This is a genomic window from Acinetobacter variabilis (assembly GCF_000369625.1).
In the GTDB taxonomy this organism is placed as follows: Bacteria; Pseudomonadota; Gammaproteobacteria; order Pseudomonadales; family Moraxellaceae; genus Acinetobacter; species Acinetobacter variabilis.
This window is the reverse complement of sequence record NZ_KB850113.1, coordinates 1,828,434-1,848,266: the sequence shown is the minus strand read 5'-3', so window position 1 is coordinate 1,848,266 and position 19,833 is coordinate 1,828,434. Positions and strand designations below refer to the sequence as shown.

Here is a 19,833-nt window from a genome sequence, read left to right as displayed (position 1 = left end):
TAATGATCCTGTCTGATTAGTTGGAACGTAGTGTCACTGGCTTGTTGAGATCTGCCTTGGTAAATGGAATGCGACTGACCTGATCACCTGTCTCCAGACCTTGGATCACTGCAGTATTCTGGTTATAGCGCTGTTCCAGAACCTGAACATTCACTTTAATAATTTTGTTCTGGCGAATAACCCAGACATAAGGTTTATTCTGGATATCCTGAATGGTATCGAGGGGAATAATCTGACCAGAAACTTGTTGAGAACTCAGAATATTGCCTTCCACAAAAGAGCCAATACTTAAAGAGGGAATACTTTCATTCGGTCTGGCAAAGAATTCAATCTGGCGACTGGCCTGATCGGCAATTGGAGACACCCGGCTAATAGCAGCGGTAAACGTATTTGGATTGCCCTGAATCTGATATTCAATTTTACTACCTAAACGCAGACTGGACTGCATTTCACTCGGCACACGGGCCTGAATTTCCAGTTGATTTGGATTTACGATTTCAAACAGGGTTTGTCCGATCGCCACGGTTTGACCGGGCTCAACCTGACGCTGAGTGATCACACCACTAATCGGGCTAGTGATAATGCCATCACGATCAGCTTTTACGGCAATATCGACATTGGCTTGCTGTGCGCGGACATTTTCAACCTGGGCCTGATAGTCAACCTGACTTTGCTCATATTCAACTTTAGAAATAAAGCCTTGATCGAGCAGGCGCTTTTTGCGCTGCATCATGTTACGCGCCTGATTGGCCTGTGCCTGGGTAGATGCGAGATTGGCACGGGCCTGAGCCAGACGTGCAGCATTATCCTGATTATTTAAGCGGACCAGTACTTGACCTTTAGCTACATTGTCACCGACCTGAGCATTGACGCTGGCGGCAGTGGCCGAAACCTGCGCCTGAATACTGCTTTGATTGACTGCGCGAATAGTGCCGGTAAATGCGGATTTCTGGATTGAAGTACCTGTCTTTACGGCAACCAGATCCTGAGGAATCAGTTCAATTGTTTTTGGACTTTCGGCTTGCGGTGTAGATTCATTTTTATTGCAGCCGCTTAGAAAAAGACTTAAGCAAAGTGCACTCATCATCAATACAGAGCGCGAAGAAGAGGTCTTTGAAATATGAAAATGCTGTGCAAATGGCATATTAATCCTTTTCACTTGTGGTCGTTTAAAGCAACAACAAGTTATTTGTGTTTATTCAAGCGCTTTTAAACGGGCAATAATTCTGTCGTATTCCGCTTCCATATTTCGATAGCGAGTTTGTAAAGATTGAATATTTTCTTTTTGAGAAATCAGGTTTTTCTGGTTGTTTTCAAGGTTGGCTTTTAAAGAGGCCGGGGGATTATTGCCTTTACGTAAATATTCACGTTCTTGGCGTACAAACATGACCCGGTCTTGCTGCAACTGTTTCATCTGCTCTTGCTGAAAGGCAATTTGTTTCTTCAGTTGGCTCAGACTTTCATTCTTTTTTTGTAGAGCAACATGGCTATTGGTATAGGCACGTTTCAGTTTTTGATCTTCTGCGATGCGCTGGGCTTGCTTGGCACGTTGCGGCGCCTGTTTAATATCTTTATCGACATTATAAGGACGTGCACGTTTAATGACCTGCATATTCTGGTCAAGTGCCTCATAGCCATAGCGGATATGGTTGGGGGTAACGTTAGTGCTGATATTGGCCACGCCTTTATTATCATAATAGCGATACCAGGTGGCTTTTGGTGGCTGGTTAGTTGAGGCATATGAAATGGTGACCTGAAGAAAAAGTGTCACTGCAAATATGAATTGGCCAGTCATTTTATTTTTATCAATGAAAGCAAGTTTTTCTGAAAACTGACTCATCATTGGCTCCCCAATTGAAAGTTGACTAAATTACTTATTTTAAAGTAATAATAATGCTATATTAGACTCAAATTCACGAATTAAAAACTACCGTCAATCAAAAAAAAAGCAATGACAAAATAAAAATGTGAAATGGTTGATGAAATCCGCTATTTTTGCACACTTGTGTAGAAAATGTTCATTGATAATACAAGTGGATTTGTGTTAAAAGTGTTTATCGATCGTAATAAAATAATCCTATGAGCCTTATGGCACATCGTTTCTAAAATGGGAAGGGTCAAAATGGACGATAAATTCCAAAATCTAAAAGTTATGGTCATTGATGACTCAAAGACCATTCGTCGTACAGCAGAAACTCTTCTACAGCGCGAAGGATATGAAGTCGTGACTGCGGTAGATGGTTTTGAAGCTTTGTCAAAAATCGCAGAAGCCAATCCAGATATCGTATTTGTAGACATCATGATGCCTCGTCTAGATGGTTATCAAACTTGTGCGTTGATTAAAAACTCTCAAAATTATCAGAATATTCCTGTGATTATGCTTTCGAGTAAAGATGGCTTATTTGATCAGGCCAAAGGTCGTGTTGTTGGTTCGGATGAATACTTGACTAAACCTTTCAGTAAAGATGAATTGCTTAATGCAATCCGTAACCATATTAGTGCTTAATAATTGATTTTTTAGGGGAATTGGCATGGCGCGTATCTTAATCGTAGATGACTCACCGACAGAAACATTCCGTTTTAGAGAGATTCTTTCTAAACATGGCTTTGAGGTGATTGAAGCATCCAATGGTGCAGATGGGGTAACCATGGCTCAGGCTGAGTTGCCAGATCTGGTATTGATGGATGTGGTCATGCCAGGCGTGAATGGCTTCCAGGCAACACGTCAAATCGCACGTGGTGCAACCACCAAGCATATTCCGATTGTGATTGTAAGTACCAAAGATCAGGCCACTGACCGCGTTTGGGGTAAACGTCAGGGTGCCGCAGATTATCTTACAAAACCGGTAGATGAAAAACAGTTGATTGAAGTGATTAAGCACCACCTCAACGCAGGATAAGCTCTATGGCAGCAAATGGATTTATCGAATTGCTTCGCATTGCGAAACGGGGAAATAAAAACTACGTTTCTAATGAAAATGAAGTCAACCGATGGTCAGGCATTGCTTTTGAGATGATGGGGCAATATTTTGTTGCCCCGCTGGGGGAAGTATCCGAAGTGATCTATCCTCCAAAATATACGCTAGTTCCTAATACTCAATCATGGGTGTTAGGATTGGCCAATATTCGGGGAAGGTTATTATCAGTTTCTGATTTGACTCAATATGTATCAGGACAGAGTAGCCAGTTTTCACCGACTCAAAAAGTATTATGTATTCACCATAATGACCAATATGTCGGTTTGGTCGTTGATCAAGTTTTGGGTATACAACATTTTAATAAGAAAAGTTTTTTTTCTAAAACTACTGAATTGGATAATAACTTACAAGAATACTGTCAGGGATTTTTCCACCAGCATAACCAGCAATGGCATGTGTTCTTATTCAGTCGTCTGTTGCAAAATCCAAAATTTATGAACGCATCTATAAAATTTATAAATTAAACGTCGCGCACGAAAGTAATAAAGACGTAAATCGGGGAGAGGCTGCATGGGCTTTAAACTTAAAAAGAAAAATACAGGTGAAGGTAGCCGCAAAAGTGGCAATACTTTTTTATCCAAGATTCAATCACAAACAGACCAGTTGTCACGTGTATTTGGTGATAGTGAAAAGTCTAAACCGTTTATTTATGGCGCAGCCGGCTGTCTGTTAGCGGCAACCATCACTTTATTGTATCTTTTCTACAGTGTGCCACGTGCTAACCAGCTGACACAAAGTCTGGGTGATTTACGTCTGCTTTCACAAACCATTTCTCGGCAGGCGACTGAAGCAACGGCTTCTGGTACACCTGAAGCGATGAAAAAACTGACAGATTCTCAAAAAGCTTTTGCGGAAAACCTTGAGATTGTAAAAAATATTCATTCCAATAATGAGGCACTGCAAGCAGTAGATAAACAGTGGACAGAAGTGTCTTCTAGTATTGACCTGATTGCATCGCAACAAAAAATCATTAATCAGTTATATGACACCAACATCGCAATTGGTGAAGCCATCCCGGGGATTCAGGCTGAATATAACTTGATGGTCGACCAGATGGCGCGTCAAGACATGCCGTCTAACCAGGTGGTCATTGCGAAAAACCAGGTATTCATTGCGGAGCGTATTTTACGTTCGATCAGCTTGGTATTGACTGGTAACGACGGTTCACGTGAATCAGCGGACGACTTCAGTGCCGATACCGAAACTTTCGGTTCATACTTAAATGCACAGTTAAACGGTTCTGCTGAACTGGGTGTACAACGTATTACTGATCCAAACCTGCGTGAGTCTCTGGAAGGCATCAAAGCGGAATATGATGATGTACTTCAATCAGCATCTGCGACAATTCTGAAAAACTCTGCGCAAATCGTAAAAGTACGTCAGGCATCTGCGTCAATTTTCTCGCAATCGGATGCCCTGCTCGATAACCTAAACAAACTGTCTGGTAACTCTGGTCTGAAAACAATCGTTCCAGCGGTACTGTTAATTCTGTTATTGATCGGCTTCTTACTGTGTGTATTCCGCCTGTTAACCCTACGTGGTGCATCGGATAAACAGCGTGTAACCCGTCTTCAAGAAGAATATGACCGTAACCAGAATGCGATTTTACGTTTACTAGACGAAATTGCCGACCTTGCGGATGGTGACTTACGTTCATATGCAACAGTATCGGAAGACTTTACCGGTGCGATCGCCGACTCGATTAACTTCGCGATCGACCAGTTGCGTGACTTGGTATCTCGTATTACCGAAACTTCTCAGGAAGTTGCGCAATATACAGCGACAACTCAAAGCATTACCAACCAGTTAGCTGAAGCATCTGAACACCAGGCACAAGAGATTGCGGGTGCATCTGCTGCGATTAACGAAATGGCAATGTCCATTGACCAGGTATCTGCCAACGCGGAAGAATCTGCAGTCGTTGCGGAACGTTCAGTACAAATTGCTGCAAATGGTGCAGACGTTGTACACCGTTCTATTGAAGGTATGGATACGATTCGTGAACAGATTCAGGAAACCTCTAAACGTATTAAACGTCTGGGTGAATCTTCACAAGAAATTGGTAACATCGTAGCCCTGATTAACGATATTGCCGACCAAACCAACATCTTGGCATTGAACGCAGCGATTCAGGCGTCGATGGCGGGTGAAGCTGGTCGTGGTTTCGCCGTGGTAGCGGATGAGGTCCAGCGTCTTGCGGAACGTTCTGCCTCTGCAACCAAACAGATTGAAGGCTTGGTAAAAACCATTCAAACGGATACCAACGAAGCCGTAATTTCAATGGAACAAACCACAGCCGAAGTTGTACGTGGTGCGAACCTGTCTAAAGACGCTGGTGTGGCACTGGATGAGATTCAAACGGTATCGAATAACCTGGCAAAACTGATTGCGAACATTTCCGATGCTGCGAAACTTCAGTCTGCATCTGCGGGTCATATTGCGACCACGATGAATGTCGTACAGGAAATTACTTCACAAACTACGAGTGCAACCTTCGATACAGCACGTTCGGTATCTGAATTGGCGAACATGGCCGATGCATTACGTGAATCTGTATCTGACTTTAAACTACCAGAATAAAGTCAGAAAGTATGAGGGGAGTGTGCCTTAACCTAGGTTGAGGCACATTCAGAAATACAGATAAAGCCTCGACAAGATGGACTTGACTACATAAGGTTAGGTCTCGCGTGACGGTCACAATTAAGTTTGAGCGCCCTTCTTGGCGGCACAACGTAAGAAGCATTAGCTATGAAAGAAATATTAAAAAATTTAGTTGAAACGACAACGCTTCCTGAAGACAGTTATCTTGATCAAGATGCAGAAATTCTTGAAATTTTTGTCGAGGAAATCGAAGAGATTTTCGTTGAGTTAAATGCTTTATTTCCAGAATGGTTGAGTGATCCGGCTCATCAGGAAAACCTGAAAACCATTCGCCGCCATTTTCATACCCTGAAAGGTTCAGGCCGTATGGTGGGGGCTAAATCTGCGGGTGAAATTGCTTGGGCAGTGGAAGATACCTTAAACCGGGTACTTTCAGGTTCAATCCAGTTAACGCCTACGATTCAACAGTATGCCAAAGCTGTACTGAATATTTACCAGTTTACTTTATATCCAAAATTCAAACAGGTGCAGGAACTCGATGTTGACCTGCGTCCAGTCGTGCTTTTAGGTCAGCAATTACAACAACAAATGACACCTGAGCCGGCTTTAGAAGAACTCTTGCAACTGGCAGACAGTCTGACTGCCGAGGGCCAGATCACAGGTCTTGAGCTAGGTGATTCGGCTGAAGATCAAGATATAATTGCAGCAATAGAAATAAGCACAACAGAATTTGAGCTTGAAAAAGCCGAAACTGAAGATGCTGCACGCAGTGATGTAGAAGAAACCGTAGCAATCTTTATCGAGGAAGCCGAAGAGCATCTCGAAACAATTGCCAAGTTCTTGCGTAGCGAAAATGAAAAAGTGCAGGATTATAATGCATTGATTCGTGCTATTCATACTTTGCGCGGCAGTTCGTCCATGGCACAGATCGAAGAAATCTTCGAGGCCAGCTCTAAAGTAGAACATCTGTTTAAAACACTGCTTCAGGATGAAATTGCCTCCACTTCAAAAGAAACTGCTGTATTAATTCAGTATGCTGAATTTGTCAGCGACTATCTGCATTTATTACGTCAGGGTGATAGCAGCAAACTGGCAGCAGTGTATGCGACTTTTGAGCGTGTCTGGAATGATTATGGCTTCGCAGCCACTGAAACGGAAACAGTTGAAACCCAAGGTCTGGTGACCAAGCTGGTTGAACTGGAGATTGACCTGTTACTGGATGCCGAGTTTGAATTCGATAAACGCGCTAAAGTCGATTATCCAGAATATATTCAGGCTTTAAGCGAGCAGGCTGCCGAGCTGCTTGCACATACAGATAACCGTGCCGCACTGGGTATTCATGAGTTTACGACAGATTTAAAATCTGCCTATGATGCCTTACTAGAAAAACCGGTACTGCTGAACAGCGATTATGCCTATGAGCTGTTTGCCCAGGCACATCAGGAATTCATTCATTTATTCGATACCCTGGCAGCAGGCCAGCGTGTCATTTTAAATGATGATACACAAAAAACCTTGAGTGAACTTGCTGCATTCGTACAGCAGGATCTGGAAATCTTTGCCGAAGACAATGTCCCTGCTGAGCAAGTATCAGAAGAAATTTCTATTCCTGAAGCTGCAACCACAGCCAGCATTGACTTTGCTGCTTTAAGTCAGCGTATTGCCTCTGACCGCCAGTACATCGACAGCGCAGAAACTCAGCGTGATTTCGATGAGGATCTACTGAATATCTTCCTGGAAGAAGCGGATGAATTACTGGTAGGTATTGATGAAGATCTGAATACCTGGAGTAAAAAGCAGGATGATACGACTTCACTTAACAATCTGATGCGTCATTTGCACACCTTAAAAGGTGGTGCAAACATGATTACCGCTTCTCATATCGGTTCGATCTCGCACGAACTGGAAAGTATTTATGAGCGAATCATCCGTCAGCAGATTGCAGTAACGCCTGCTTTGATTCAAATCATTCGTCTGGTGCAAGATAACGTTTCTGACCGTATCCAGTCGATCCGTGATGAAGGTATCGATTATCCAGCGGTTGAAGCAATTTCGATTCTGCAAAATATTCAGGCATTGGTGGCTGGTAAAGCTGTTGTAGCTTCAGTAGAAACATCGATTCCTGTTGTCGAATTTGAATATGCAGAAGCTACTGCTGATTCCGAACAAACAGCGGATGAAGCATCGGAAGAGATTGCATCAAAAGACACAAATTTAGATTTAGAGCCAGCTCTAAACTTAGAAGATAAACAAGTTGAGCTTACTGAAACAGAAACTTTGACTGAGCTCGTTGAGGTTGTAGCAGAAGAACGTTCTGAAGAAGATGAACTGAAGTCGATTGTTGAAGAAACCTTCCTGGAAGAATCAGAAGAGATTCTCGACAATACCGAAAAACTGCTGAACCAATGGTTTGATCAACGTAGTGACCGTAGCTTATTGCTTCAATTACAACGTGCTGCCCACAGTATCAAGGGTGGTGCGCGCATGATTGAAAACGAACAGGTGGCCAGCATTGCGTATGAACTGGAAACCACATTCGAACAGTTTGCGGTATATCACTTTAACTCGAATGCTTATGATGGCTTGCTGCAAAAAACACTGGCCTGGTTAAGACAAGCTATCTTCCAGCGTGACTATAGCAATTTTGAACAGATCCAAAGCAGTCTGAAAAAGATTGCTTATGTGGATGTTACTGCGCAGCTGCCGGAACGTCTGGCTAAAACAGAAACGCTGGTCACTGAAAATAGCTTCGAGTTTGTCGAAGGTGATGGTACTGAGCCACCACGTATGATGGGTGAGTGGGTCGATACCGGTAATACCGATACCAGCCACGAGATGATCCGTATCTCTGCTGATCTGGTTGAGAAGATGATTGACCTGTCAGGTGAGAATGCGATTAACCGTTCGCGTATCGAGATGGACTTAGGCCAACTTGGCAATACCCTGAACGAGATGGAACTGGCAATCAAGCGTCTGGCGGATCAGTTGCGCCGAATGGAAGGCGAGCTGGAATCTCAAATTATTGCCAAACACGGTTCAGACAACTCGCGTTATGCAGACTTTGACCCGCTGGAAATGGACCAATATTCGTCACTGAACCAGTTGTCCAAGTCGCTTGCGGAATCTGCTTCGGACTTGGTTGACTTCAAGAGCACTCTATCTGACAAGATTCGTGAAACTGAAGGTTTGTTATTACAACAATCACGGATTCAGGCCGAGATTCAGGAAAGCCTGATGCGTACCCGTCTGGTACCGTTTGACCGGATGTTGCCACGTTTACAACGTATCGTACGTCAGACGTCTACGACCTTGAACCGTCCGGCCGAACTGATTGTTCAGAATAGTGAAGGTGAATTAGACCGTAATATTCTGGAGCGTCTGGTAACGCCATTCGAACATATGCTGCGTAATGCGATTGACCATGGCCTGGAAGATACAGCAGACCGTATTGCCTTGAACAAACCAGAAGTCGGTTCAATCCTGTTGAATATCAGCCGTCAAGGTACAGATGTTATCGTCTCATTTAGTGATGATGGTAAAGGTATCGATGCTGAGAAGATTCGTGAGAAAGCACTGAGCCAAGGCCTGATCAAAGAAGATCAGACCCTGGATTCGGAAGAGTTATTGCAATTCATTTTCCATCCCGGCTTCAGTACCGCTAAATCTGTAACCCAGATTTCAGGTCGCGGTGTCGGACTGGATGTAGTACAAAGCGAGATCAAGTCGCTGGGCGGTCACGTATCTGTCAGCTCTGAAGTAGGCAAAGGTACAACCTTCACCATTCGCGTACCGACGACTGTAGCAGTCAGTGATGCCTTGATGGTAAAAGTGAGCGATCAGCAATATGCCGTTTCTCTGGCGCAAATCGACCGTATTGTACGTATTGCACCATCTACTCTGGAAACTTACTTCAACAGTAAAGACGATTTCTTCAAGATTGATGGCGTCAATTACAAATTGCGTTACCTGTCTGAGTTCGTATCGAATCAGCCAATTCCACGTTTGAATAATGTGGCACATTCACTGCCAGTATTGTTAATCAAGGGGAATAGTGGTCAAACCATTGCCTTGCTTGTGGATCAGTTAGTAGGTTCACGTGCACAGATCGTGGTAAAACCAATCGGCCACCAGTTCGCCAATATTGGTGTAGTGACCGGTGCGACGATTCTTGGTAATGGTCAGGTCTGTCTGATTCTAGATGGTCAGAATATTGCCCGTCAGATCCATGGTACACAGCGTGTGAAACACATGCAGGATCAGCGTGATGGTTCACGTTCTGGCAGTGCTCGCCGTCTGGTGATGATCGTGGATGACTCGGTGACTGTTCGTAAGGTGACCTCGCGTCTGCTTGAGCGTCAGGGCTATGATATTGTCACCGCCAAAGATGGTGTCGATGCGATTGAGCAGCTTGAAAATGTCCGTCCGGATCTGATGTTGCTGGATATTGAAATGCCGCGTATGGACGGTTTCGAGGTTACGAACTTGGTTCGTCACCACGATATTCATCGTGACCTGCCAATCATCATGATCACTTCGCGTACCGGTGAGAAACACCGTGAACGTGCCTTCAGTCTGGGCGTAACCCACTACATGGGTAAACCGTTCCAGGAAGCTGAATTACTGGCGAACATTCAACAGTTAATTGCTGAAAAACAGGGGTCATAAATGAGTCAGAATACGACTAATGCCAAAATGGCTGATCAGATTAGCCAGCAGGAACTTCAGCATTTAATTACGGTATCTACCGGATTTATTGATGCTTATATCATTGACTGTCACGGCAAAGATCCAATGCTGTTACCACAAAATATTGTCCTGTCTGCGCTGGATAGTGATACCCAGGTTAAAGTGGTTGAATGGCATGATGCGCAATTACCGGTTTATGCAGTTAATGATCCTGCACGTAAAAGTGGTGTGGCGCTGGTGATTGAAGGGGATGAGGTGCATCAGCGTTTTGCCCTCATGTGCAATGAAATGCCGAAAACCATTCGTCTGCGTATTTCTGAAGTGGTTGATGCCGATCAGCAAGTGACTGACCCAGCAGTATTCCAGTATGTGCGTATGGGGGATCAGTTATTTCACATCCCGCAAATGGGCCATATCCAGTCTTCAATTGGTCTATAATTCTTTTGAATGTATAAAAAAAGGAACTCATAAGAGTTCCTTTTTTTTCATCTGGTGATTAATTGGCTAACAGGTTCACCAGAATCTGCTCATAAATTTCAGCCAGTGGTTCAAGATCTGCAATATCGACATGCTCATTAATCTGATGGATCGTGGCATTCAGTACACCGAGTTCCAGCACCTGTGCACCGGTAGGCGCAATAAAGCGACCATCTGAGGTGCCGCCTGAAGTTGATAATTCAGTTTCAGTACCAGTCACCGTTAAAATGGCATCTTTAGCGGCATTCACCAGCTCACCTACTGGTGTCAGGAATGGCAGTCCAGATAAAGTCCATGAAATCTCATAATCCACACCATGACGGTCCAGAATTTCCAGCATACGTGCTTTTAGTTCTTCAGCAGTCACTTCAGTTGAATAACGCCAGTTGCACAGCAGATTCATGGTGCCCGGAACAACGTTGGTTGCACCGGTACCGGCATTGATATTTGAGATCTGGAAAGACGTCGCAGGGAAGTATTCATTGCCATTATCCCAGACTGTTTCGCACAGTTCCGCAATGGCTTTAGATGCTGTATGAATTGGATTCACTGCTAAGTGTGGATAAGCCACATGACCTTGTTTGCCTTTCATAGTCAGATTGGCATTCAATGAACCACGACGGCCATTTTTAACAATATCACCCAGTTTATTGGTGCTCGAAGGTTCACCTACCAGACACCAGGTAATTTTCTCATTACGCGCTTCCAGGGTTTCAATCACTTTTACCGTACCATTGATCGATGGACCTTCTTCATCTGAAGTGATCAAATAGGCAATCGAACCTTTATGATTCGGATATTTTTCGACAAAACGTTCAGTAGCTACGACCATCGCAGCCAAAGCCGTTTTCATGTCGGCGCTACCACGGCCATAAAGCTTGCCATTACGAATTTCTGGCGCAAATGGGTCAGAGTTCCAAGCATCCAGGTTGCCGGTTGGCACAACATCGGTATGGCCAGCAAAACAGAAAACAGGGCCTTCAGTACCTTTACGCGCCCAAATATTATCAACATCTTCAAAACGCATTGATTCAATATTGAAACCCACCTTCTTCAAACGTTCTGCCATGATATTCTGGCAGTCATGATCAATAGGGGTCACAGAAGGCTGACGTAATAATTGCAGGCTTAAATCAAGAGTCGCGGAAGATGTCATATGGTGAATTCATAAGTCGATAAATTTGTCGGCTCTATGATAGGCGAATATGGCCTGTAATGTGAATGTTCTGCATAAAAAAACCCTATCTGAGATAGGGTTTGTGGAGAAGCTAGAAAGAGTTTAGTTTTGACGGATTTCTTCAGAAGTTTTTTCTGCAGTGCCTGTTACAGCTTCGCCTGCTTTAGAAACGTCTTTACCCACACCTTTGACAGTGTTACAGCCAGTTAAAACAAAAGCCATTACCAATGAAGCAGCAAGAATTTTTTTCATCATCATCTCCGTATTATCGATAATAAAATTATTATGATGTGGACTAAGATTAGAAAATATACGACATAAAAAATATGTGGTTTTCATAGTGCTTCGGTTAATAAATGTAATGTTTTAAAAGGGTTTATGCGCAGGAAAGGGTAGTAGAAGCGGGCTGCGATACATATAAAAATCCTCTTGATCAGCCTTTTTATAAAGTCCATTTGTCCACCAATAGGGACTTGAACTACTGATCTGAGCATTAGGATAAATCCACTCATGACGCTGCAAACGATAGAAATTAGCCGCTGGGTCGGGAATCTGCTGGCCCCATAAGCCTATGCGACGTTGGGTATTGACCCAGCCAGGCAATGTCTGATCTGCACGATGCACTGGAAGATAAAGCTGGCCTTTTAACATGCAGAAACGCTGCTCAATCTGCTCATCCAGAGCCTCATCAAACTGAAACTGTTTCTGGGTAAAATGCTTCATTTTACGGATCAAAGTATCGGTACGGTTCAGGCCATACCAGTTTGGCAGGCTAAAATCGGCTTCTGCGAGATAGTATTTTAGCGCCACTTCCCAATGTTCGATCAGACCAGTCTCTGTATTGAGTAACAGAAAATCCAGTTCACCCAGTGTTTTAGCGCCATCAATTTTTTGAATACTATGACCTAAAAGCTTATAAGGGTGATAAGCATCATCTAGCAGCCAGAACCAGACCAGCATTTCAAAACGTAGACCCAACCGGGTGCTTTTAAGCTGCTGCACGAATTGCTCCAGCTCTTCTGGATGCTGGTCTAAATATTTCAGACGTGGATGATAATTTTGCAGGTGATGTTGCCAAGTCTCAGAATCATGTAATTCGAAAGCATGGACGACTTCAAGTTCGGCTGGAATTTGAGACAGAAGGTTTGGACTGCCAACAGTAAAGGCCAGTTGCCGCACCAAAGGATGCTGATAATATTGCCATGCTTCTACAAGATTGTGATTTAGACTGGAAAAGGGCATAGCACATCCTGTGAAAAGTGCACAAATACAACGGACAGATTTTAAAAACACTTTATACTACCCCTAATTTTGTGGGTAGGACCGATTTATGAAAATATTGTTTTGGCGAAGCCTGGTCGTGCTGTTTGTCGTACTGGGTTTTATCGGCGCAATCTTGCCCGGCATGCCAACAACAGTATTTTTAATTCTGGCGGCTTGGGCGGCATCCAAAGGCTGGCCGCAAATGGATGCATGGCTATTGAATCATCCAAAATATGGTCCGACTTTAAGAGCCTGGCGTGCCAACGGCACTGTGCCGCGCAAGGCCAAATGGCTGGCCAGTATCATGATGTTCATCAGTGGTATTATCATGTTGTTTACGACAGCACCGTTGGCAGTCAAAATCTTTACTGATGTGACCATGCTGATTGTGGCGATCTGGTTATGGCGTCGGCCTGAACCGGTTCAAGACATAATCCATCCAGAACACATGGCCACAAAGAAAGTAGAGCTAGAAATCATCAAGACAGAGAAAGAGAAGTCATGAGCCATTTGCAGCTGGATCAGGCAGAAATCCTGATTAATCTCGCCCAACAAAAACTATATTTGCCAAAATATGATAAGCGGTACCTGATTTCTACGGGTAAGAATGGTATTGGTGAAGCAGAAAATAGTGGCAAGACACCTCGTGGCTGGCATAGAGTCGCTGAAAAGTTTGGCCAGCAAGCACCATTAAACAGTGTGTTTATTGCCCGTCAAGCAACTGGTGAAATTTATAATGCAGAACTGGCACAGCAGTTCCCGCAGCGAGACTGGATTCTTAGCCGGATCTTATGGCTAAGTGGGCTTGAAGAAGGCTTCAACCAGGGCGAAGGTTGTGATACTTACCAACGTTATATCTATATTCATGGTACGCCTGATTCTGAGCCGATGGGTATTCCAATGTCCCATGGTTGTATCCGCATGCGGAATACGGATGTGGCCGAGCTGTTTGAACTGGTGAGCGAAGATGCGCTGGTCTATATTTCAGAACAGCCTCTGAATCTGACTGTTTAAATGACCTAAGAAGATTTATGGTTGATTTAAAATTAATTGAAATATCTTTCATTTATAGATGTAAAAGTAAAGAGGGCATAGATCTTCTACTCACTCTACTTTTACAGACAAATAGACTTAGAAACATGATTTATAGCCCGCCAATAAAAGTCATCGATTTGTTTTTAGAGGGCTGCAAGCTTTTAAAATAAAGATTACAGGATCACAACGTTGCGATGAGTTAGGCTTTGTATAATCTTTCAGCAATACTGAAGTCTGTTGCATGTTCTGATCTCAATTTTCCTAAGTAAAACCGTAAAAATCCGGCTTTTAGTTTTAGAGAGTATTCTTAAAAAATCGGTAGAGACTTAAAAAATAAACAAAAAGTGTTGTTTTTTTTAACAATCAACCTATTTTTTAATCACTCACACCGAAAAAGCAGAAAACAGTCAGAAAAGCGTTTGACAGTCTGTGAAGATTCTCTATAATGCACCTCATCAAGCGATGAAGTCGATTTGAAAGGGCGCTTAGCTCAGTTGGTAGAGCGTCTGCCTTACAAGCAGAATGTCGGCGGTTCGATCCCGTCAGCGCCCACCAAGCTTCTTTCAAAGTTGAGACACTTATAGTGCAGCGGTAGTTCAGTTGGTTAGAATACCGGCCTGTCACGCCGGGGGTCGCGGGTTCGAGTCCCGTCCGCTGCGCCACTTTAAGTTCTTGATGAATCGTTTGCCACAATAGCGACATTGTGTAAGTGCAGCGGTAGTTCAGTTGGTTAGAATACCGGCCTGTCACGCCGGGGGTCGCGGGTTCGAGTCCCGTCCGCTGCGCCATTTACATGATAGACCTTTTGAGGGCGCTTAGCTCAGTTGGTAGAGCGTCTGCCTTACAAGCAGAATGTCGGCGGTTCGATCCCGTCAGCGCCCACCAGATTTTTTGTGATGCAGCGGTAGTTCAGTTGGTTAGAATACCGGCCTGTCACGCCGGGGGTCGCGGGTTCGAGTCCCGTCCGCTGCGCCATCCTAAGAATCAAACAGTTTGACCCTTTAAGGGCGCTTAGCTCAGTTGGTAGAGCGTCTGCCTTACAAGCAGAATGTCGGCGGTTCGATCCCGTCAGCGCCCACCATATCTTCTAAAGATATACGCGATGCAGCGGTAGTTCAGTTGGTTAGAATACCGGCCTGTCACGCCGGGGGTCGCGGGTTCGAGTCCCGTCCGCTGCGCCATTTTTCATTCCCTGATGTGAAAAATGTGAATCAAAATTCAAGACTACGCGCTTCGCTTGTCTTGCATCATAAAAAATAACGATGTTATTTTTTACTCTTCAGGGCGCTTAGCTCAGTTGGTAGAGCGTCTGCCTTACAAGCAGAATGTCGGCGGTTCGATCCCGTCAGCGCCCACCATATCTTTCTTGCCTAAATCCTGAATATTTCATAGAATTCGAAGTCTATAATAATTTGAAGATTTCAGACTATGAGAAATCCATATCAGCGCAAGGCAGCGATCAAATCGCAAAATACCGCCTACGATCCGCTACAAGTTTATAAAAATTTTATTGAAGCTATTGTTACCCAAGGTGGCATTTTTGCACTTTACCAAGAGGGTTGGGCTTTGTGTGCCACGCCGACAGGACAGCGTGCTTTCGCGACCTGGCAAAGCAAAGGTCTGGCCAGACTACTCATTAAAGATAACTGGGCCAATTACCAGATTCAGGAAATTACCCTCAAAGATTTTGTTGAAAAGGTCATTCCTTTCTTACGTCAGGAAAGTACTATCGTGTCACTGGATCTAACACCAGAAGGGCAGAATATACTGGTTGCGCCTGAAAAACTTTTGCTGGATCTTAAAAATTACCTGTATCAGGTCTATGTACAGAAACCTGAACTATTCAAAAATCCAGCGATCCCTTCGCCAAGGCATATCCGTTTAAATTAACTTAGTGTTTAAGTCACTTATTTAAATAGTGAATATTCATTGAGCAGCCAACCACTCAAAAAGGCAAAATATTCTCTTAACCAGGAGTTATAGCGCAGATAAAGAGGAGTGTTGGCACTCAAACTAATCACTTGCTGATAACCTTGGTATCTGGCAATGGCACGTGCACGGGGACTATGAAAATCACTGGTTGCAATCGCAATCGGATCATTTTGACTTATATTGTATTGTTCCAATATCATTTGAGAATACATCAGGTTTTGAGCAGTACTTCTGCTTCGATCTTCAAGTTGGATAGGGTTGATGAGTTCCGGATAGGTGGTGTTGATATAGTGCTGCATGACCTCAGCTTCACTTTGCCTTTCTCGATAATTACGCCCACCTGTCATGATCATTAAAGCATCTGGATAGTGTGCTGCATATTTTGCTGCAGTATCCAGACGGCTTTTTAAGATGGGTGACGGCTGTCCATTCGAAATCCCGCTGCCTAAAACCAGAATAGCGGCAGGAGGCTGTGTAGATTCGTTTGTATGAATAGACATCTGGATATAAGCGAAGAAAACCACGACACTGATCATCCAGAGCAAAAATCCGGCCCAGAGGCTGTTCCAGAACCAGGTTCTAAATCTGGAATGCTGTTTCCAGCGTTGAATGTTTGAAAAGAGTAAAACATACAGAACCAATGCTATGCTAATGAAAATTGGCAAAAGAACACCGAAATGTCTTTGTCCCTGACTCATTAACCAGAGGCTGTTTATGCCAAGGATCAAACCAAAGATCAGGCTGAGATTTCGTTTAAGTGGGCTGGATATTCGAATACTCATATTTTTATTTATCTTTTTATCTTTTCTTCTATCTTATTAATAAACAACCGGGCATGAAGCCCGGTCTTTTGTAGATCAGCTAGTTTTAATATACATCACGACGATAACGACCATCCAGACGTAATTGATCTACTGTGCTTTCACCGAGAATTTCAATCAGAGCCTGATCGACATCGCTGGCCATGCCATTAATGCTACCACATACATAAATCACGGCACCTTGAGCGACCCAGAGTTTCAATTCTTCAGCTTGCTCACGCAATTTATGATGCACATAAACTTTTTCCTGCTGGTCACGAGAGAAAGCAAGATCCAGTCGTTTTAATGTACCCATTTGCAGCCAGGCCTGAATGATTTCTTCAAAGAAGAAATCATGGGCACGCTGACGTTCACCAAAAATGAGCCAGTTCTGAGTATAGTCCTGACGGTTACGCACACTCAGCAAGCTCATCAAACCTGCGATCCCCGTACCATTACCAATACAGATAATCGGGCGGTTATCAGCAATCAGATGGAAAGATTCATTCTTGCGAATACGCAGGGCAATCGGTGAATTTAGGGCAGTATGCTGTGTTAACCAGCCTGAGCCTAAACCTAACTGACCTTGCGCATCGGATTGCTGACGCACGACCAGACGTAGCACTTGCTGACTTGGAATACTGGCGATTGAATATTCACGTGTAGCCAGAGTTGGTAATTGCTGTAACAGCTCATCTACTGAATCAAAAGGATCAACCTGAGTCAAATCACGATTCCAAAGTGCCTGTTCGATACTTTGCTTCAGAGAAGGCACCTGTGTACCCGCGGCAATACGGTATTTCTCCATAAATGCACGGATACGTTCAGGGCTGTTTCCTGGTTGGATTTCGGCAATATCACCTGCCTGCCAGACAGCTTCATGCTGTGGGACCAGTTCAATATTGAACGCAGGCGCACCCAGACTATCTGGATTCAGCAATTCACGTTTGCTCAAAGTCCATTGATCGAAGGTTTTATCGATACCCATATCCTGCAACTCAAACTGGGTCACATGTGCAAGGGCATTGGTCCATTGCTGGATATGCTCATTATTGGCATTATCCACTTCGATGATGTTGAAGAGCTGCTTGGCACCATTCTGCTGTAACCACTGGTCGATCCGATGACCAAAGCTGCAATAGGTATCAGGATATTCCTGGGAGCCTAGAGCCAAAACTGCATAATTGAGATGGCTGAGATCTGCTTTGGCAGACAGAATTTTCTTTTCGAAAGATGAAGCCAGGTCAGGCGCTTCACCTGTGCCATAAGTACTGGCTACAAATAAAACCTGTTCTGCTTGTTGCAGGTCTGCAAGGCTTAACTGTTGTACTGCTTTAACGCTGACAGGTTGACGTGCTTCCTGTAAGGCAGTGGCCGTGCGCCATGCCAGTTGTTCAGAGACACCTGTTTGTGAGGCATACGTAATCAGCCAAGGCTTAGCATTTGGATCCAAAGGCAGGGCAGTTGTGCCTTGGCGTGCAGCCAGAGTAAGTTTTTTCTGCTTGCGACGTTTCAGATAGAGCATCCAGCCGGTTATAAAGAAAAGTGGCATGAGCAGTGATGCGACCATGGCAAAGAACTGATAAATCGGACCAAAGAAGCTCCCACGGTGTACCGGTAGCATACTGCTCATGATCTTTTCATTCAGCTTTTTGTCTTCATACATTTCTACCGATGTAAAAGCTGCATCCTGATAGTTATAAGTAGCATTATTACGGGCACGTTCATGCTGTGCCACAGGGTCAACAAAACTCAATTGCATTTCACCATCCGGTTTTTTCGGCAGGTTAAATGTCACAGTCGAATATTTGCCTGCAAATTGAGTACTGAAGCCAGTCCAGCTTTGATCCAGTGCACGTGAAATACTTTCTGGACTCATACCAGCTTCTTCACGGCCTTCACCACGTTGTCCGCGTCCACCACGAGGGCCACGCTCGCCATCTGGACGACCTTCGGCACGTATTTCACCTTCACCGCGAGGTCCACGCTCACCACCTTCGCCGCGACCGCCATTGGCCTGCATTTCTGGTTGCGGACGTTCTACGCCCAGAACTTTATACATGCCATCACGCCACCAGCCATAAGACCAGGTAAGACCGGTACACGCCAGAATCAGGTAGAAAATCACCACCCAGGTACCCACTACTGCGTGCAGATCCCAGATAAAATTACGGCCTTTCAGTTGCGGCTTCACTGACAGCCACTGCTTGATCGAATGACGTTTTGGCCAGCGTAAATACAAGCCAGACAAGACGAAAAAGATCAGCATCAGGGTACAGGCACCGGTAATCTGTTTACCGACGGGTCCTACAGTCAAATTACGATGTAGTTGCTGTACAAACTGGAAGAATTCACGACCTTTAATTTCAGGCAATACTTCAGCCGTGTAGGGGTTGACCATCATGTTATAACCACGACGTGCTCCCTCTTTTACAATATTGACCGTACTGGATGCACTTGGATCCTGTGCCACGGTAATACTGTTGATTTTCATTTCAGGGTTTTGAGTCTGGAAATGTTGATACAGTTGGGTAGGGCTAAGCTTGTCTTGCTCTTGAACCTGTACAGTATAGCTGTCGCTATTCATCCATTTTAAGATTTGCGGCTCATAAGAATAAATAGCACCCGTGACTCCCATAATCGAGAGAATCAAACCTGCAGTAATCCCCAGAAACCAGTGGATTTGGAAAAATGTCTTTTTAAACATGATGGTCAGATTTATGGTGGTATGTGTAAAAGTAGGCAAATTATAACTGAAGAATCAGAACAAATTATAGATTATGATGATAATATTTATTCTCATTATCATTTGTGTCGATGAGTCGGATAAAAGATAGACATAAAAAAACCTCCATGTCGAAACAGGAGGTCTTTCAAAACCGGG

Annotated in this window: 16 protein-coding genes and 8 tRNA genes; 17 read left to right on the top strand and 7 right to left on the bottom strand. The window is 44.1% G+C overall.

Annotated features, from left to right (window positions below):
- Nucleotides 1-16: 16 nt before the first annotated feature.
- Both F897_RS14640 and F897_RS14635 read right to left on the bottom strand, forming a co-directional pair.
- Nucleotides 17-1,144, bottom strand: a complete 1,128-nt coding sequence (locus F897_RS14640) for an efflux RND transporter periplasmic adaptor subunit (protein ID WP_005237002.1) — start codon at nt 1,142-1,144, stop codon at nt 17-19.
- A 51-nt stretch (nt 1,145-1,195) separates the two neighbouring features.
- Nucleotides 1,196-1,840 (bottom strand): hypothetical protein, encoded by a 645-nt coding sequence (locus tag F897_RS14635; protein ID WP_005237001.1) that lies wholly within the window; start codon nt 1,838-1,840, stop codon nt 1,196-1,198.
- Between the two features lie 282 nt (nt 1,841-2,122).
- Between F897_RS14635 and pilG the strand changes: the two genes are divergently transcribed.
- From pilG to F897_RS14605, 6 genes are all read left to right on the top strand, one after another.
- Nucleotides 2,123-2,506, top strand: coding sequence for a twitching motility response regulator PilG (pilG, locus tag F897_RS14630; protein WP_004784987.1), 384 nt, complete (start codon nt 2,123-2,125; stop codon nt 2,504-2,506).
- Nucleotides 2,507-2,531: 25 nt separating this feature from the next.
- A complete protein-coding gene (locus F897_RS14625) occupies nt 2,532-2,900 on the top strand; it encodes a response regulator (RefSeq protein ID WP_004784985.1) in 369 nt (122 codons plus the stop codon).
- Between the two features lie 5 nt (nt 2,901-2,905).
- Nucleotides 2,906-3,442 carry a chemotaxis protein CheW gene (locus F897_RS14620; protein WP_004784984.1) on the top strand — a complete coding sequence of 179 codons (537 nt, stop codon included), beginning with the start codon at nt 2,906-2,908 and terminating at the stop codon, nt 3,440-3,442.
- A 46-nt stretch (nt 3,443-3,488) separates the two neighbouring features.
- Complete coding sequence (locus F897_RS14615; protein ID WP_005236998.1) at nt 3,489-5,558, top strand: methyl-accepting chemotaxis protein; 2,070 nt, start codon at nt 3,489-3,491, stop codon at nt 5,556-5,558.
- 168 nt (nt 5,559-5,726) lie between these two features.
- Nucleotides 5,727-10,244, top strand: coding sequence for a hybrid sensor histidine kinase/response regulator (locus F897_RS14610; protein ID WP_005236997.1), 4,518 nt, complete (start codon nt 5,727-5,729; stop codon nt 10,242-10,244).
- Complete coding sequence (locus F897_RS14605) at nt 10,245-10,703, top strand: hypothetical protein (RefSeq protein ID WP_005236995.1); 459 nt, start codon at nt 10,245-10,247, stop codon at nt 10,701-10,703. It abuts the gene before it with no gap.
- Nucleotides 10,704-10,761: 58 nt separating this feature from the next.
- Here F897_RS14605 and dapE read toward each other — a convergent pair whose 3' ends face one another.
- From dapE to F897_RS14590, 3 genes are all read right to left on the bottom strand, one after another.
- The gene (dapE, locus tag F897_RS14600; RefSeq protein WP_005236993.1) at nt 10,762-11,898 is read right to left on the bottom strand and encodes a succinyl-diaminopimelate desuccinylase; all 1,137 of its coding nucleotides are present in this window, start codon (nt 11,896-11,898) and stop codon (nt 10,762-10,764) included.
- A gap of 123 nt (nt 11,899-12,021) precedes the next feature.
- Nucleotides 12,022-12,171: an entericidin A/B family lipoprotein gene (locus F897_RS14595; RefSeq protein ID WP_004784975.1), complete on the bottom strand. Its 150-nt coding sequence runs from the start codon at nt 12,169-12,171 to the stop codon at nt 12,022-12,024.
- A gap of 114 nt (nt 12,172-12,285) precedes the next feature.
- Nucleotides 12,286-13,161 carry a DUF1853 family protein gene (locus F897_RS14590; RefSeq protein ID WP_005236990.1) on the bottom strand — a complete coding sequence of 292 codons (876 nt, stop codon included), beginning with the start codon at nt 13,159-13,161 and terminating at the stop codon, nt 12,286-12,288.
- An 88-nt stretch (nt 13,162-13,249) separates the two neighbouring features.
- Here F897_RS14590 and F897_RS14585 point away from each other — a divergent pair, with 88 nt between their 5' ends.
- The 11 genes from F897_RS14585 to F897_RS14535 all read left to right on the top strand — a co-directional run bounded on the left by F897_RS14585 (nt 13,250) and on the right by F897_RS14535 (nt 16,107).
- Nucleotides 13,250-13,687 (top strand): YbaN family protein, encoded by a 438-nt coding sequence (locus tag F897_RS14585; protein WP_005236989.1) that lies wholly within the window; start codon nt 13,250-13,252, stop codon nt 13,685-13,687.
- The gene (gene elsL / locus F897_RS14580) at nt 13,684-14,196 is read left to right on the top strand and encodes a cell wall-recycling L,D-carboxypeptidase ElsL (RefSeq protein WP_005236988.1); all 513 of its coding nucleotides are present in this window, start codon (nt 13,684-13,686) and stop codon (nt 14,194-14,196) included. Before F897_RS14585 ends, elsL begins: the two co-directional genes overlap by 4 nt.
- 500 nt (nt 14,197-14,696) lie before the next feature.
- A tRNA-Val gene (locus F897_RS14575) sits at nt 14,697-14,772 on the top strand.
- A gap of 30 nt (nt 14,773-14,802) precedes the next feature.
- Nucleotides 14,803-14,879, top strand: a tRNA-Asp gene (locus F897_RS14570).
- Nucleotides 14,880-14,928: 49 nt separating this feature from the next.
- Nucleotides 14,929-15,005, top strand: a tRNA-Asp gene (locus F897_RS14565).
- Between the two features lie 21 nt (nt 15,006-15,026).
- Nucleotides 15,027-15,102: transfer RNA gene (locus F897_RS14560), tRNA-Val, on the top strand.
- A 13-nt stretch (nt 15,103-15,115) separates the two neighbouring features.
- Nucleotides 15,116-15,192: transfer RNA gene (locus tag F897_RS14555), tRNA-Asp, on the top strand.
- A 30-nt stretch (nt 15,193-15,222) separates the two neighbouring features.
- Nucleotides 15,223-15,298 (top strand) — tRNA-Val (locus F897_RS14550).
- Between the two features lie 23 nt (nt 15,299-15,321).
- Nucleotides 15,322-15,398, top strand: a tRNA-Asp gene (locus tag F897_RS14545).
- 101 nt (nt 15,399-15,499) lie between these two features.
- Nucleotides 15,500-15,575 (top strand) — tRNA-Val (locus tag F897_RS14540).
- A gap of 70 nt (nt 15,576-15,645) precedes the next feature.
- Nucleotides 15,646-16,107, top strand: coding sequence for a DUF2750 domain-containing protein (locus tag F897_RS14535; protein ID WP_005236987.1), 462 nt, complete (start codon nt 15,646-15,648; stop codon nt 16,105-16,107).
- Nucleotides 16,108-16,124: 17 nt separating this feature from the next.
- Here F897_RS14535 and F897_RS14530 read toward each other — a convergent pair whose 3' ends face one another.
- Both F897_RS14530 and F897_RS14525 read right to left on the bottom strand, forming a co-directional pair.
- On the bottom strand, nt 16,125-16,919 hold the full coding sequence (locus F897_RS14530; RefSeq protein ID WP_034581226.1) for an ElyC/SanA/YdcF family protein: 795 nt from the start codon (nt 16,917-16,919) through the stop codon (nt 16,125-16,127).
- Between the two features lie 97 nt (nt 16,920-17,016).
- Complete coding sequence (locus F897_RS14525; RefSeq protein WP_005236985.1) at nt 17,017-19,656, bottom strand: PepSY domain-containing protein; 2,640 nt, start codon at nt 19,654-19,656, stop codon at nt 17,017-17,019.
- Between the last annotated feature and the right edge of the window lie 177 nt (nt 19,657-19,833).

Bases quoted from the DNA above. Each gene is read 5' to 3' on its own strand.
- F897_RS14640 (WP_005237002.1), bottom strand. From the start codon at position 1,144: ATGCCATTTGCACAGCATTTTCATATTTCAAAGACCTCTTCTTCGCGC.
- F897_RS14635 (WP_005237001.1), bottom strand. From the start codon at position 1,840: ATGAGTCAGTTTTCAGAAAAACTTGCTTTCATTGATAAAAATAAAATG.
- pilG (WP_004784987.1), top strand. From the start codon at position 2,123: ATGGACGATAAATTCCAAAATCTAAAAGTTATGGTCATTGATGACTCA.
- F897_RS14625 (WP_004784985.1), top strand. From the start codon at position 2,532: ATGGCGCGTATCTTAATCGTAGATGACTCACCGACAGAAACATTCCGT.
- F897_RS14620 (WP_004784984.1), top strand. From the start codon at position 2,906: ATGGCAGCAAATGGATTTATCGAATTGCTTCGCATTGCGAAACGGGGA.
- F897_RS14615 (WP_005236998.1), top strand. From the start codon at position 3,489: ATGGGCTTTAAACTTAAAAAGAAAAATACAGGTGAAGGTAGCCGCAAA.
- F897_RS14610 (WP_005236997.1), top strand. From the start codon at position 5,727: ATGAAAGAAATATTAAAAAATTTAGTTGAAACGACAACGCTTCCTGAA.
- F897_RS14605 (WP_005236995.1), top strand. From the start codon at position 10,245: ATGAGTCAGAATACGACTAATGCCAAAATGGCTGATCAGATTAGCCAG.
- dapE (WP_005236993.1), bottom strand. From the start codon at position 11,898: ATGACATCTTCCGCGACTCTTGATTTAAGCCTGCAATTATTACGTCAG.
- F897_RS14595 (WP_004784975.1), bottom strand. From the start codon at position 12,171: ATGAAAAAAATTCTTGCTGCTTCATTGGTAATGGCTTTTGTTTTAACT.
- F897_RS14590 (WP_005236990.1), bottom strand. From the start codon at position 13,161: ATGCCCTTTTCCAGTCTAAATCACAATCTTGTAGAAGCATGGCAATAT.
- F897_RS14585 (WP_005236989.1), top strand. From the start codon at position 13,250: ATGAAAATATTGTTTTGGCGAAGCCTGGTCGTGCTGTTTGTCGTACTG.
- elsL (WP_005236988.1), top strand. From the start codon at position 13,684: ATGAGCCATTTGCAGCTGGATCAGGCAGAAATCCTGATTAATCTCGCC.
- F897_RS14535 (WP_005236987.1), top strand. From the start codon at position 15,646: ATGAGAAATCCATATCAGCGCAAGGCAGCGATCAAATCGCAAAATACC.
- F897_RS14525 (WP_005236985.1), bottom strand. From the start codon at position 19,656: ATGTTTAAAAAGACATTTTTCCAAATCCACTGGTTTCTGGGGATTACT.